Raw genomic sequence first — 13,123 nt, 5'->3', positions numbered from 1 at the left:
CTCAAATGACAAGAAAACTAAAAGAGGAAGATTTTGAAGTACTTAGAGGGCCATTCGAATCAGGAAGACAAAGCCCGGGAGCTTTGTCAGGTGCACTAATATTGTCTATATTCTTGCAGGGTTTACTATTTGCATTAGAGTATTTCATGGCAGGTAGTTATACCGTCTATCCATATAAGGATCAAATTCTTTTGATTCATTTTATAGGTACAGTAATACTTAGTGTATTATCACTTATCTATTCAATGCCAATTGTATATACAAAAAGTGAAAAAACGCAGTATTTTTTATCTATTTTAGTGTCACAAAACCTATTTTCAATTTCCTTTTTAATTTGTGCTTTGTTTATAATCGGTTACGCTGGGGAGGAAAAAGTGGCTGATGCAGGATCTCTCCTTCAATTTACGTATATCATACTTGGAATTGGTTTGATAATATTTGTTGTGACTTTTATACGTTTCTTTATTTTATTGAAAAAAGGACATTATAGAAAAGGCACTAAAAAAGACGCATTAAGAAGTCGTTTTGAAACTACGTCGTATGTGCCGACTACAATTATTGGAAGTCTAGGATTAATTTTTATCATTCAATATATTGTGAGAACGTCTGCTATTAATGAACTTGATAAGATAATATTTATTGTAATAGGTATTGGGCTGTTTTTTGTAATGCTCTTTATTTTGCCAGAGCAACTTGTCATTTTGTATTGTAAAATCCGATTTAAAAGCTTTAATTTTAATGAGCGTGGTTATTTGAATAAATAGTTTTAAAATTAGAAAGGGTGAAAAAGTATGGGAATTGAAATGTGTTCGTTAGTTTTTGAGAATGTGTTGACGTATGAAGTGGAGCAGAAAAAAGCGGATTGGCAAGAAAGTATTTATATGCTGGAAGACTTTGCGCTAAATAAGGATGTATACAAAAATGGTCCGTTGTCTTTTTCATTTGAACAAAGTCCGACTGATGAAAAGTCTGGACGATTTACATATTACTTACCTATTAGTAGCCCAGTTGTCCTGTCAGATGAAAAAGATTTTACATTTCGGGAAACGTTAGTGCTGGACAGAGCATTATTACTACGCCAAGCGGATCAAGAAATGGATTTCTACGCTGCTTACGAGAAAGTGAAGACTTATGCGCGGGCTAACGCTATACAGTTGGATGATACGTATTATTGCGTTTTGCTGGAAGTGTATGGCGATTATATTATTGATCTATATGTGCCTATCAAAGGGCAGGGGGATGAATGATGATTGTAGAAAACCATCAAATTGCTTACCGTAATGTCGCCTCGAAATTGTATAACTTTTTGCCCGAGGAAATTGATATTGCTTTTAATGATTTCGACTTAATATTAACGGGACATGGATATCATCCAACAGGGCAACTATTCTTTTCCATTATAAGTGATCCGACAGCTGAAATAATGACTGCTCAAATTTTTCTACCGGTTAAAGAGAGTCATTTCTCGCTACTTAAAGAGGAAGAAGTGAGCTTCAGTAGTTATTTTAGTGTTGATAACTTATTGATGACTAGGGTAACAGAAGAGTATGAAGTACAATCCCAAGTGAAATATTGGGAACTATTTAGCTATATGGAAGCGCATAATATGACACAAAAAACACCAGTCTTCGTTCAGTTTAAAAAAACAAGATCCAACCGCACCTATGCTGAAATGAGTCTAGGAGTATTATGATTAGAAAAAGAGTGTATGACAAAAGTGTTACTGGCGCCTGGCACCTGTAACACTTTTGTCATATTATTTGAATTTTAGTTAACGGAGGTTCGGAAATAAAACGTAGAGTATGATGTATCATCTTGCTTGAAAGAGATTGGAGAGAACTTTAATAAAAAAGAAAAATATAGATAAGATTGCAGAGTCTTATTTAAGGTTACAAACTCCTAAGGAAAATAGATCTAATATAATTTGTTTCTTCCTAATACTTTTATATTTGATTGGTTTATTACCGATTGTAGCAGTTCCTTTTTCGTTATCTTACTTTATAGCAGCTATTATACCAGTGGGGATTGTTCAACTTTGGGCGATCATTTATTTGATCGATCCTTATAAGAATGAGAAATCATATTATTTGTTTTTTGGAATCTATGGTGTAGTGAATACTTATATATATTTTTTAGCGATACAAAAAATGATATATCTAAATATGGGTGCAAAAGGTAGTGGGCCATTAGTAATTGGAGTACTATTTTTTATTGCTTTATTAATAGGGATGAACTGGCTGAATTGGAAAGCACTCTATACGGGAACGTATTATAAATTACAGCAAAAAAATAGTATCTCCGTTACATGGTCAGTTGTTGGAGGAGCAGGTTATGTATTGGGACAACTGATTTTATCTTTTATTTATACAGATTCTGCTGTTTTTATACTAATGATTGTCTGTATTTCTTTATTGTCTATCTTTACTGCTTTTTGTTCTATTTTTATACATCGCTATTATTATATTTGTAAAAATATAAATTTAGTAAAGCAAATGTATCCAGAGTTTGGCAAGCCATTGAGTGAAAGGTACAGTAAAAAGAAAAAAAGGAAGAAGAAACATAGCACCCGTAATATTATTCGATAAAAATAGGAGAACTCCCCATCGTAGTATATAATGAAGAGATGGTGAAGGTAATGAAGAGTTAGCCAAAAAAGGAGTTTGGAATAGTTGAGTAAAAAGATAGTGAATAATGAGTTGCCCGAGAATTATGAGGAATTAAAAAAAGCTGCAAATCGTACGTCCAATTGGAAAGCACGTTATGATGCAGTAGAGGAATTAGGGAAATACAATACAAGTCAAGTAATCGACATTATGCGCTCAAGATTAGCAAATGATCCAGTATATAAAATTCAAGAAGCAGCATACCGTATTCTTCTTGAGTTTGGGGAAGATGCAGAGCTTCCTGTACGTAAAAAGTTCGAAGTGATTAAAGGAGCCAATAAAGTCTTTGTACGTGTGAAGAAAAGTCTACCAGCTGATCATACATTTGAACAATTTGCTACCAAGTTAAAAAGAATGCGAATTGATGTATATAATGCTTATGAAGGCGAAAAAGGCGACGACTTTAAAGCATGGCTTGAAAACGAATGGACTAACTTGAAGTAACCATAATACGATATATAGAGAGAGCGGCTGTCAAATAGACGGTCGCTTTCTTTTTTTTATAAGAAAGTATAAAATTTTTCGTTCCATAAACCTAGTGTTTAAGCGGTGAAAAAACGATTCTATTTTACGGTTGATTTTCGTTCCAGGCGAACGCTTTCCGCGGGGTGAGCGATGAACCATCACATCATCTGTTGCATTTGGTGGGATTATAGCAAATAGTAAGCGTTTACCAATAGAGAAGGTGGGGTGCGACCGAAATTGTATCTTCGGTCGCTTCTTCAAAAGATTGGAACGTGTCGCTTCTTTTCTTCCAAAAAGCAGTACTAAACCAGTACCTAAAGTTTGAGAAGGGCGACGGGCAGACAACTGCCATACGATTACCGAGAAAAGAGCTGTTGATCATGACATCAGTCATGATCAACAGCTCTAAAAAAAACGGTTTTCATATAGCATCAGTCTTCCCAAAGGACTTCGAAAACGATAGATATGGGTTTTAGTTAGTAGATCTCAGTCTTAAAGAAATATTATTACCCGTTTCGATCACTTTATTAGTAAGAAAAGCGAGACGCTCTTCCGTTAAGTTAAAACTTACAACACCAACACTGACAGCACCAATGATTTGGCCAAGGCTGTCTTTAATAGAGACCGCAATTGAAGAAGTTCCTTCCGTACGTTCAGAGTGGCTGCTTGCATAACCTTGTTTTGTAATTTGATCGAGTGTCTGTAGAAACTCAGGAATTTTTTCTGCTGGCAGTAGCTGTGCCAACATATTTTCAGATTGGGGTCTAGGCATAGCTGCGAGCATGGATTTATTTGCAGCTCCAATATGCATAGGAATACGCACCCCTAGTTGATCATATATCCGGATTGGATTATTTTCGCTATCAATCCTTTCGACAATCATCGCTTCTGTCCCAATAGGCTTACTTAAATAGACGCTTTCCTCAATTTCTCTACATAAACGTTCCAGCTCGGGTCTGATTTTACTGACATAATCTATCGTATCGTATACTTTTAACCCATATTCTAGCCAAACCATCCCTAGTCGGTACAGTTTAGACTGTTCATCTTGTTCCACCATGCTTTGCTTAATCATGGCCTGTAATAATCTGTGCATCGTGCTAAGTGGGAGCTCACATTGTTTGGAAAGCTCGGAAATACTTATTCCTTTTTCATTAGCATTCATGGCTAAAACTTTAGCAACTGACATAGCGCGAGTAATAGATTGCATGTAAGACATCCTTTTTTTATTATTCTAAAAATAATAGTTTCTAGTATTCGAAATATATTGACATTATAGCACGAAACACATATATTTTAAATATAATATTTCCGTTATTCAGAAACGTTTTCCGATATGCGGAAAAGGGAGGCTGGCATGACTTATAACTCATCTATGTATAAAAGTTTAAAAAGAGTAATTGTGAAGCATCCGCAAGAGGCTTTTATTAGTCAAGAGCACTTATCGGATCAATGGAAAACATTCAATTACTTAAAGGAACCTAATTTTCAAGAAGCATTGCGTGAATATAAACTATTCATCGATATTTTAGAGAAGCATGTGCCACAAATCGATTATCTTCCTGCATCTGACACAGTAGGTTTAGATTCTATTTATGCACATGACCCAGTGAAGTTTACACCAGCTGGTGCCATTATTTTAAAATCAGGTAAGAAACTAAGGCAGCCAGAAGCTGCTGTTTATAAAAAGTTCTTACAGGAAAAAGAGATACCTATCATTGGAGAGTTAACTGGTGAAGCGGTTTCGGATGGTGGGGATATCGTCTGGTTGGATGATAAAACACTTGTAGTAGGGCGCGGATATCGTACAAATGACGAAGCAATTCGCCAATTAAAAGAAATAACAAAGCCATATGTGGAAGAGTTCATAGTTGTGCAGCTTCCCCACGATCAAGGAGAAGCGGAATGCTTACATTTAATGTCTTTCATTAGCATGGTTGATAAAGACCTGGCAGTTGTGCATTCACCATTGATGCCCGTGTTTTTCCGTCAGTTACTGTTAGAGCGTGGCATTCAATTAGTAGAGGTGCCAAAAGTAGAATACGATAATCTTGGATGTAATGTACTAGCGCTTGCACCGCGTGTTTGTATGATAGTCGAAGGAAATGAATCGACAAAACAACAATTGCTGGATGCAGGAGCAACAGTTTATGAATACAAAGGACGCGAAATCAGTGTGTTAGGTACTGGTGGTCCTACATGTCTAACAAGTCCAGTCATAAGAAATTAAGGGGGAAAAATAAAATGAGTAAATTTCAAAAAGTAATTGCAAAGACACCTGGTAAAAGTTATGTAGAAGGATTGACAACTTCGGATCTTGGAAAACCGGATTATGAAAAACTATTAGTGCAGCATGCGGATTATGTAGAAGCATTGAAAAAATGTGGAGTTGACGTAACATTACTTTCAGCTAGTGAGGAATTTCCAGATTCAACGTTTGTGGAAGATGCTGCGGTACTGACATCAGAATTTGCTGTAGTGACTAATCCTGGAGCAGAATCTCGAAACGGCGAAATTGTTGAAATTGAAAGCGTTTTAAAAGACTTTTATAAGAAGTTTCATTACATTAAATCACCTGGCACTTTAGATGGTGGAGATATTCTACAAGCGGATAATAAATTTTATATCGGCATTTCTGAGCGCACGAATGAAGAAGGGGCAAGACAGTTAAAAGAAATTCTAGAAAGTGAAGGATTTGAAGCAACAATCATCCCGCTACAAAAGTTCTTCCATTTGAAAACAGGAATCGCTTATTTAGGAAATAACAAAATGGTTGTGGCAGGAGAATTCGTGGATCATCCGGCTTTTGAGTCTTATGACAAAATTGTTATTTCTAATGAGGATGAATACTCAGCGAACTGTATTCGTGTAAATGATTATGTAATCATTCCAGAAGGATATAGCGAAACGAAACGCAAAATCAACGAAGCGGGTTATGAAACGATTGAGTTGGATATGTCAGAAGTTCGCAAACAAGACGGCGGTTTAAGCTGCTTATCATTGAGATTTTAAATAAAGGGGAAAAAATTATTACGGGTGTCAGGCACCCGTAATAATTTCGTCATAATCTAAACGTATTTGTACAGTTAAATAGATTCAATGGGGGAGGGAATAGAATGTCTAATATTGGGGATTCAACACAACAAAATCTATTAAATCGTTCGATGAAAAGCCGTCATTTACTTATGTTGTCACTTGGTGGGGTAATTGGAACTGGCTTATTTTTAAATGCAGGTTATACGATTAATCAGGCAGGTCCTGGGGGAGCTATACTCGGCTACTTATTTGGTGGGTTAATCTTGTATATGGTAATGGTATGTCTTGGAGAGCTTGCTGTTTATATGCCGGTAAGTGGTTCTTTCCAAACATATGCAACACGATTTATTAGCCCTTCTGCAGGATTTTCACTTGGATGGATGTATTTTGTAGGTTCGGCTGCTACAGCTGGGGTGGAGTTTACTGCTGCTGGAATACTTATGAAGCATTGGTTCCCGGATGTACCGATTTGGATATGGTGCGCAATTTTCATGGTTTTATTGTTTGCTTTGAATGCGCTTACAACGAGAGCTTTTGCGGAAGCAGAGTTTTGGTTTGCAGGTATTAAGGTAGTGGCTGTCGTGCTGTTTATTATCATTGGGGCGGCGGCAATTTTCGGAATTATTCCATTGGAAGAAAGAGCGACACCATTTGCGACTAATCTAGCACCTACTGGACTATTCCCAGCTGGCATTGCGATTGTTTTTGTAACGATGATGAACGTCGTCTTCTCCTATCAAGGATCTGAGTTAGTTGGTATTGCAGCCGGTGAAACGGAAAATCCAGAAAAGAATATTCCAAAAGCTATTCGAACTATTCTAATTAGAATTGTCGTGTTTTATATAGCTTCTATTATTGTCCTATCGGCTATTTTCCCAGCATCTGAACTGGGTCTGCTTGAAAGTCCATTCGTTACTTTAATGAATTTAGCTGGTATTCCATATGCGGGTAGTATTATGAACTTTGTTATTTTAACGGCCATTTTGTCAGTAGGGAATTCATGTTTATATGCTTCCACACGTTTATTGTGGTCAATGGCAAAAGAAGGTATGGCACCAAAAGTGTTCGGTCGTTTATCGAAACGTAAAGTTCCACTTGCTGCTTTATTATTCACGATGGTTTTTTCCTTATTGTCATTATTAACTAGTGTAATGGAGGCAGATGCAGTATTCGTATTGTTGATGTCGATTGCGGGGATTTCTGTTACAATTTCATGGATGGGAATTGCGACTTCTCAATTGATGTTCCGACGACGATACTTGAAAAATGGCGGAAAACTCGAGGATTTAGGCTATAAAGTCCGCTTTTACCCATTGGTGCCGCTATTTTGCATTGCATTTTGTTTATTAATATTAGTATTTTTAGCTTTTGATCCGACACAGCGAGTTGGACTGTATTATGGAGTAGGTTTTTTCATTGCTTGTATGCTATTCTATAAGCTGATATTAGAGAAGAAAAAACAAAGTGAAGCTGTAGCAAATAGTCATGTCGTTTCAGAGAATTAAACACTGGTGATTCTGAATATTAGTAATTATTGTTGTATTTAGCATTAGTAATAAAGGAGAAATTAAAATGAATCAATTATTATGGAGTACACCGGAATCGCTTCGCTCACTATTATGCGAGCTAGTTAGTTGGGATAGTATTACATTAACTGAAGGGGAAACTACTTTTGCTCCGAAAGTATTGGATAAATTAAGAGAATTAAAGTATTTTCAAGATCATCCGAGTCATTTGCAATTGCTAGATGCAGGACTTGGAAGATATGCAGTGACAGCATTGTATAAACATCCCGAAGCTGTAGAAACGGTTGTTTTGATCAGTCATTTTGATACGGTTCAAACGGAAGAGTATGGTGCCCTGCAGCCACTCGCTTATTTTCCAGAGGAGCTGACGAAGAAGCTAATGGAAGATCCAAGCGATTTACCAGAATCAGCTCGTATCGATTTAGAAACTGGCAAGTACCTATTTGGCCGAGGAACAATGGATATGAAAATGGGACTTGCGCTTCATATGCAATTGATAGAAAAAGCAAGTGTCGAAGAATGGCCGATCAATCTCGTATTGACTACCGTTCCTGATGAGGAAGTGAACTCTGCCGGGATGCGTGCAGCAGTAACACAGTTAGTACGTCTTCGTGAGGAATTTGGATTGACTTATAAACTATTTTTGAATAGTGAACCATCGTTCTCTCAAAACCCAACGGATATTGCGGAGTATATTTACTCAGGAACGATTGGTAAGATTATGCCAGCTGTTTTATTTTATGGGAAAGAGACGCATGTTGGGGAGCCGATGAAAGGTATGACGGCGAACTATATCGCATCTTATTTGACACAGCGTATGGAATGGAATTCACTATTCCGTGAGAATGATCTTGGGGAAAGTACACCGCTTCCAGTTTCTTTGCAGCAAAAGGATTTGAAGATGTCTTATTCTACGCAAACTCCATATCGTGCAGTGTCATTGTATAATGTGTTTTTATTCAAACGTACTGCCTCGGAAGTGATGGATCTTTTTGAGCAAGTGGCAAAAGAGGCGATGGATGCGCTAAATGCGGATTATCAAAAAATTTGTCAGCGTGAGGAAGTAAAAGGTGTAGGAACAGTTAAAGTGCTTCGTTATGAACAACTGCTTGCCTATGCAAATAAAAAGCTAGGAGCGGAGGAAGTAGAACGCTTGAAACAAGAAGCACTTGAGCAGGAAGAGTGGGATGATCGTGAAAAGTCATTGCGCATTGTGGATAATTTAATGATACAGTGCCAAGAGCTGGCTCCTGCAACAGTAATTCTATTTGCACCACCTTACTATCCAGCTGTTAATACATCTAATGATCCGTTAATTATAGAGGCAGTAGAGCTGATGAAGAAATCCGGACAATCATTTAATAACAAAATTGATCAAATCCATTATTTTAATGGTATTTGTGATTTGAGCTATGTGAATTATGAAGATGATGGAGCTGGCTGGACTGCCTTCGAAAACAATACGCCTGTTTGGGGAGACACGTACAGCATTCCATTTGAAGACATGGCACAGCTGAAAGGTCCCGTATTAAATGTAGGACCATTCGGTAAGGACGCTCACCAAAGAACTGAAAGACTACATGTTGACAGTGCATTTCATGAAATGCCTGTCATGCTAGAAACTTTATTGAAAAGCTTATATTAATAGGAAAAGTGACTTCAGAGCTTGCATCTGGAGTCACTTTTTTGTTTGTTACAGAATTATTGAATGAGCATAGACTCTGTAGTTAGTTCTGTTAAGGCTTGTTCATCTACTTCAATGCCTAAACCTGGAGCTTCTGAAAGATAAACATATGGAAGCTCATACCGTAGGGTTGCAATATCTTTGCTGAACATTAATGGTCCGACAAGCTCGTTGCTGTGTATGGATTTTTTGGCTAATGATAAGTGTAATCCGGCTGCGGAGGCTACTGCAGATTCAACCATGGAGCCTATTTGGCAGTCAATTCCACCAAGTTCCGCTTGATGAACTAGCTGAGTGGCAGGGTATAAGCCGCCACATTTCATTAGTTTAATATTAATCTTATCCGCGGCACGTTTAACAATTACTTCTTTTAATTCTTTCGAGCCATGTAACCCTTCATCGATCATGATGGGAATGGTCGTTTTTTGCTTAACTTCTAGCAGGGCATCGATATCATTTGCGACTACAGGCTGCTCAATTAACTCTACATTACATGCCTTGATCCGCTCAAGTACATATAGTGTATTATAACTATTCACCCAGCCTTGGTTAGCATCTACTTTAATCGGAACGTCCGAACCGACCGCTGCGCGAACTGCACAAATTCGTTTGAAATCGAGCTCTTTGTCTGTTCCAACTTTAAGCTTAAGGGATTTATAACCTTCGCTAATTGCAGTTTTTGCTTGTGTGGCCATTTCTTCTGGAGAGAGAATACTTATTACTTTTGGTACTTCTAACATGTCATGATATTGACCGCCCAATAAATTATAAATGGGCTGGTTGGTCGCTTTGCCCATAATATCGTAGCAAGCGATATCAATCGCCGCTTTTGCTGTTGGGACACCGAGGACAACTTTATTCATTTTGTCATGTATTTTTTCTATTTGGAATGGATTATCACCAATTAGAGCAGGAGCCAATGTCTTCGTCAAAACAGCATATGTGCTTTCCCAAGTTTCTCCTGTTACATGTTCATCAGGGGTTCCTTCACCGTAACCGATAATTCCTGTATCCGTTTCCACCTTTACAATAATCGAAGGCATATCATTATACGTGTGATAACTAATAATAAAAGGATCAATAAAAGGGAGTCTGATCGCAAAAACTTCTATTGATTTAATATTCATCCTCCGTACCTCCTTTTAAGTAATTTAGTACGCCCGTAGTGAACAGCTCCACCCCAACTGGTAGCATGTCTTCATCGATATCGAATTTTGGATGATGATGTCCATAGGGGGCATCTTCTTTTCCAACTCCAATAAATGTAAATGACGCTGGAATTTCATGTGAATAGTAAGCAAAATCCTCGCTGCCTAAAATAGGGTCAATATCGACTACTTTTTCTTCTCCGTACAAGGAAATAGCAGTTTTTTTAAGAAAAGTGGTTAATTCTCTATCATTTAAAACTGGAGGATCGCCATGGATATAATCAAGCTTATAGGTGGCTCCAAAAGATTTACATACACCTTCAATTATTTCTTCTACTCTTTTTTCTATAAGCAGGGAAGTGTCTTTATTAAAATATCGAACTGTCCCTGATGCAAAGGCTGTATCTGGTATTACATTATAGCTTGTGCCTGAATTTAATTCGCCGATGCTAATAACAGCTTGGTCAATTGCTTTAATGCTGCGACTAACAATCGTGTGCAATTGAGTAATGATATGGGAGATAACGAGCGTTGGGTCAATCGTTTCTTCAGGCATCGACCCATGTCCGCCTTTGCCGTAAATATGAATCGTGAATCGGTCCGCTCCTGCCATTGTCGCTCCTTCACGTACTCCAATGACTCCGGATTTCAAAGGCTGCCATAGATGATAGCCGAAAATGGCATCGATATTTTGCAGACCATTTGCCTCCACAATCTCTACTGCGCCTCCAGGAACTTCTTCCTCGGCATGTTGAAATAAAAGATGAATCGTCCCATGAATAGCCGATTTATTTGCGACTAGCAATTTAGCAATTCCAAGCAAAATGGACATATGTCCATCATGACCGCAGGCGTGCATCACCCCTTTGTTTTCAGATGCAAAGGAAAGCCCTGTTTCTTCTACTATTGGTAGTGCATCCATATCTGAACGAATTGCCACCGTCTTTCCAGGATGCTCGCCTTTTATAATTCCGATTACATCTTTTCCTGTGACAGAGTAAGTTACTATGCCTAGATTAAGAAGCTGATTTGTAATATAAGCTTTTGTTTTTGTTTCATGATGAGAGAGCTCTGGATATGTATGTAAATGACGACGTTGTTCGATGATCCAATTGTTTAAATGTATATCTGGTTTCATTGTTTCCAATCCTTTCGATGAAGAAAGCCCCAGAGATTAGGGGCTTTTCTTTTTAGCTATAACCAATATAATGTGCGATTGTAACAAAAATTGCCCCTAGCACATAATGGATGATAATAAGTGGGAAAATCCATTTGACCCACTTTACCCAAGAGATTTTTGCAAGTGCAAGACCGGCCATAAAGTATCCGGATGTTGGGGTGAAAATATTCGAAATACCATCTCCAAATTGGAATGCAAGCACCGCTGTTTGTCGGGTAACTCCAACTAAGTCAGAAAGAGGAGCCATGATTGGCATCGTAAGTGCTGCTTGTCCGCTACCAGATGGAATAATATAATTCAATACACATTGAACGATATACATACCAAATGCTGCAAAACCAGAAGGCATTTCTCCAATTACAGAAGAGAAACCATAAAGAATTGTATCCATAATCTTGCCGTCCTGGAGCACAACTAAAATGGCGTTGGCCACTCCGACTACAAGCGCTCCCATTACGAGTACACTACAACCTTTAATAAATGACTCAGAAATTTGACTGAAGTTCATTTTTCCAGCCAAGCCAATTAAAATACCCATTAATAGAAACAGACCAGCGATTTCGGATAAATACCAACCAAGCTTGATAACTCCAAAACCTAAAGTAATAAGAGTTGCAAGTAATATAGTGAAAATTATTTTATGGCGTGTAGTAAGTGTTAATATTTTTTCAGGTATTTTAAAGTCACTTTGTGTCACCTCATTGTAGAGCATGCTCTTTGTTGGATCTTTTCTAATTTTGTGGGCATATCTCATAACATACCAAATACTTACCGCTAAAAAGATGACAAAGAATATGACACGTAAGTAAAGACCAGAAAATAGTGGTATTTCAGCAATTCCTTGTGCTACTCCAACTGTGAAAGGGTTCATAAAAGCAGCGGTAAACCCTGCTGATGTTCCAAGAAGTACAACAGCTGCTCCGACCATCGAATCATAGCCGATTAGTAACATTAGAGGAACTAAAATTGTAATGTAAGGAATTGTTTCTTCTGCTAAACCAAGCATAGCCCCTGATAAAGCAAAAAAAGTCATTAAGATTGGAATAATTAATATTTCTTTTCCTTTCATCTTTTGAGAAATAGAACCAACCGCTGCTTCAATGGCTCCGGTTGCTTGCAATATACCAAAAGAACCCCCAACGATGAAAATATAGAAAATAATACCGGCGGAGTTTACCATTCCTTTATGTACAGCTTGGAAAATCGACCAAAATCCTGCAGGTGTTGATTCTGTTTCTGCGTAAGTATCTGCTACGACGATATTTCTACCAGCATCGTCAATCATTCGCTCATACTCCCCAGCAGGGAATATATGCGTAGCAATTGCAGCAATAATAATAAGGGAAAATAAGATTACGTACACATGTGGAACTGAAAACTTGGATTCTTTTTTTGTTTTATTACCATTTGTAGCACCCATT

The 13,123-nt window shown here is 37.7% G+C and carries 13 protein-coding genes; 9 read left to right on the top strand and 4 right to left on the bottom strand.

What is annotated here, in order from left to right; translation table 11 throughout:
* Positions 1-5 precede the first annotated feature (5 nt).
* The 5 genes from FS486_RS02470 (at position 6) to FS486_RS02450 (ending at position 3,107) form a co-directional block, all read left to right on the top strand.
* On the top strand, positions 6-764 hold the full coding sequence (locus FS486_RS02470) for an ABC transporter ATPase (protein WP_144509665.1): 759 nt from the start codon (positions 6-8) through the stop codon (positions 762-764).
* 27 nt (positions 765-791) lie between these two features.
* Complete coding sequence (locus FS486_RS02465) at positions 792-1,247, top strand: DUF5085 family protein (protein ID WP_144509664.1); 456 nt, start codon at positions 792-794, stop codon at positions 1,245-1,247.
* Positions 1,247-1,693, top strand: a complete 447-nt coding sequence (locus FS486_RS02460) for a DUF5085 family protein (RefSeq protein WP_144509699.1) — start codon at positions 1,247-1,249, stop codon at positions 1,691-1,693. The genes FS486_RS02465 and FS486_RS02460 overlap by 1 nt, the downstream gene beginning before the upstream one ends.
* A gap of 136 nt (positions 1,694-1,829) precedes the next feature.
* The gene (locus FS486_RS02455; protein ID WP_144509663.1) at positions 1,830-2,585 is read left to right on the top strand and encodes a hypothetical protein; all 756 of its coding nucleotides are present in this window, start codon (positions 1,830-1,832) and stop codon (positions 2,583-2,585) included.
* Positions 2,586-2,669: 84 nt separating this feature from the next.
* Positions 2,670-3,107, top strand: coding sequence for a HEAT repeat domain-containing protein (locus FS486_RS02450; protein ID WP_144509662.1), 438 nt, complete (start codon positions 2,670-2,672; stop codon positions 3,105-3,107).
* 493 nt (positions 3,108-3,600) lie between these two features.
* On the opposite strand, the gene FS486_RS02445 is transcribed toward FS486_RS02450, so the two are convergent.
* Complete coding sequence (locus tag FS486_RS02445; RefSeq protein WP_144509661.1) at positions 3,601-4,338, bottom strand: IclR family transcriptional regulator; 738 nt, start codon at positions 4,336-4,338, stop codon at positions 3,601-3,603.
* 147 nt (positions 4,339-4,485) lie between these two features.
* On the opposite strand from FS486_RS02445, the gene FS486_RS02440 reads away from it, so the two are divergent.
* The 4 genes from FS486_RS02440 (at position 4,486) to FS486_RS02425 (ending at position 9,335) form a co-directional block, all read left to right on the top strand.
* A complete protein-coding gene (locus FS486_RS02440) occupies positions 4,486-5,358 on the top strand; it encodes a dimethylarginine dimethylaminohydrolase family protein (RefSeq protein ID WP_144509660.1) in 873 nt (290 codons plus the stop codon).
* A gap of 14 nt (positions 5,359-5,372) precedes the next feature.
* Positions 5,373-6,140 (top strand): dimethylarginine dimethylaminohydrolase family protein, encoded by a 768-nt coding sequence (locus FS486_RS02435; RefSeq protein ID WP_144509659.1) that lies wholly within the window; start codon positions 5,373-5,375, stop codon positions 6,138-6,140.
* A 104-nt stretch (positions 6,141-6,244) separates the two neighbouring features.
* Positions 6,245-7,669: an amino acid permease gene (locus FS486_RS02430; protein ID WP_144509658.1), complete on the top strand. Its 1,425-nt coding sequence runs from the start codon at positions 6,245-6,247 to the stop codon at positions 7,667-7,669.
* 67 nt (positions 7,670-7,736) lie between these two features.
* Positions 7,737-9,335: a M20/M25/M40 family metallo-hydrolase gene (locus FS486_RS02425; RefSeq protein ID WP_144509657.1), complete on the top strand. Its 1,599-nt coding sequence runs from the start codon at positions 7,737-7,739 to the stop codon at positions 9,333-9,335.
* A 56-nt stretch (positions 9,336-9,391) separates the two neighbouring features.
* Here FS486_RS02425 and FS486_RS02420 read toward each other — a convergent pair whose 3' ends face one another.
* The 3 genes from FS486_RS02420 to FS486_RS02410 are packed head-to-tail and all read right to left on the bottom strand — an operon-like array spanning position 9,392 to position 13,122.
* The gene (locus FS486_RS02420) at positions 9,392-10,501 is read right to left on the bottom strand and encodes a mandelate racemase/muconate lactonizing enzyme family protein (protein WP_144509656.1); all 1,110 of its coding nucleotides are present in this window, start codon (positions 10,499-10,501) and stop codon (positions 9,392-9,394) included.
* The gene (locus FS486_RS02415) at positions 10,491-11,660 is read right to left on the bottom strand and encodes a M20 metallopeptidase family protein (protein WP_144509655.1); all 1,170 of its coding nucleotides are present in this window, start codon (positions 11,658-11,660) and stop codon (positions 10,491-10,493) included. Before FS486_RS02415 ends, FS486_RS02420 begins: the two co-directional genes overlap by 11 nt.
* 52 nt (positions 11,661-11,712) lie before the next feature.
* A complete protein-coding gene (locus FS486_RS02410; RefSeq protein ID WP_144509654.1) occupies positions 11,713-13,122 on the bottom strand; it encodes a YfcC family protein in 1,410 nt (469 codons plus the stop codon).
* Between the last annotated feature and the right edge of the window lies 1 nt (position 13,123).

This window comes from Bacillus sp. FJAT-22090 (genome assembly GCF_007676755.1).
In the GTDB taxonomy this organism is placed as follows: Bacteria; Bacillota; Bacilli; order Bacillales_A; family Planococcaceae; genus Psychrobacillus.
Note: the sequence above shows the minus strand (reverse complement) of the source record. Positions and strands in the feature narration are given on the sequence as shown.

What these genes read in the sequence shown, in the direction of transcription:
- FS486_RS02470 (WP_144509665.1), top strand. Translation starts at nt 6, where the DNA reads ATGACAAGAAAACTAAAAGAGGAAGATTTTGAAGTACTTAGAGGGCCA.
- FS486_RS02465 (WP_144509664.1), top strand. Translation starts at nt 792, where the DNA reads ATGGGAATTGAAATGTGTTCGTTAGTTTTTGAGAATGTGTTGACGTAT.
- FS486_RS02460 (WP_144509699.1), top strand. Translation starts at nt 1,247, where the DNA reads ATGATTGTAGAAAACCATCAAATTGCTTACCGTAATGTCGCCTCGAAA.
- FS486_RS02445 (WP_144509661.1), bottom strand. Translation starts at nt 4,338, where the DNA reads ATGCAATCTATTACTCGCGCTATGTCAGTTGCTAAAGTTTTAGCCATG.
- FS486_RS02440 (WP_144509660.1), top strand. Translation starts at nt 4,486, where the DNA reads ATGACTTATAACTCATCTATGTATAAAAGTTTAAAAAGAGTAATTGTG.
- FS486_RS02435 (WP_144509659.1), top strand. Translation starts at nt 5,373, where the DNA reads ATGAGTAAATTTCAAAAAGTAATTGCAAAGACACCTGGTAAAAGTTAT.
- FS486_RS02430 (WP_144509658.1), top strand. Translation starts at nt 6,245, where the DNA reads ATGTCTAATATTGGGGATTCAACACAACAAAATCTATTAAATCGTTCG.
- FS486_RS02425 (WP_144509657.1), top strand. Translation starts at nt 7,737, where the DNA reads ATGAATCAATTATTATGGAGTACACCGGAATCGCTTCGCTCACTATTA.
- FS486_RS02420 (WP_144509656.1), bottom strand. Translation starts at nt 10,501, where the DNA reads ATGAATATTAAATCAATAGAAGTTTTTGCGATCAGACTCCCTTTTATT.
- FS486_RS02415 (WP_144509655.1), bottom strand. Translation starts at nt 11,660, where the DNA reads ATGAAACCAGATATACATTTAAACAATTGGATCATCGAACAACGTCGT.
- FS486_RS02410 (WP_144509654.1), bottom strand. Translation starts at nt 13,122, where the DNA reads ATGGGTGCTACAAATGGTAATAAAACAAAAAAAGAATCCAAGTTTTCA.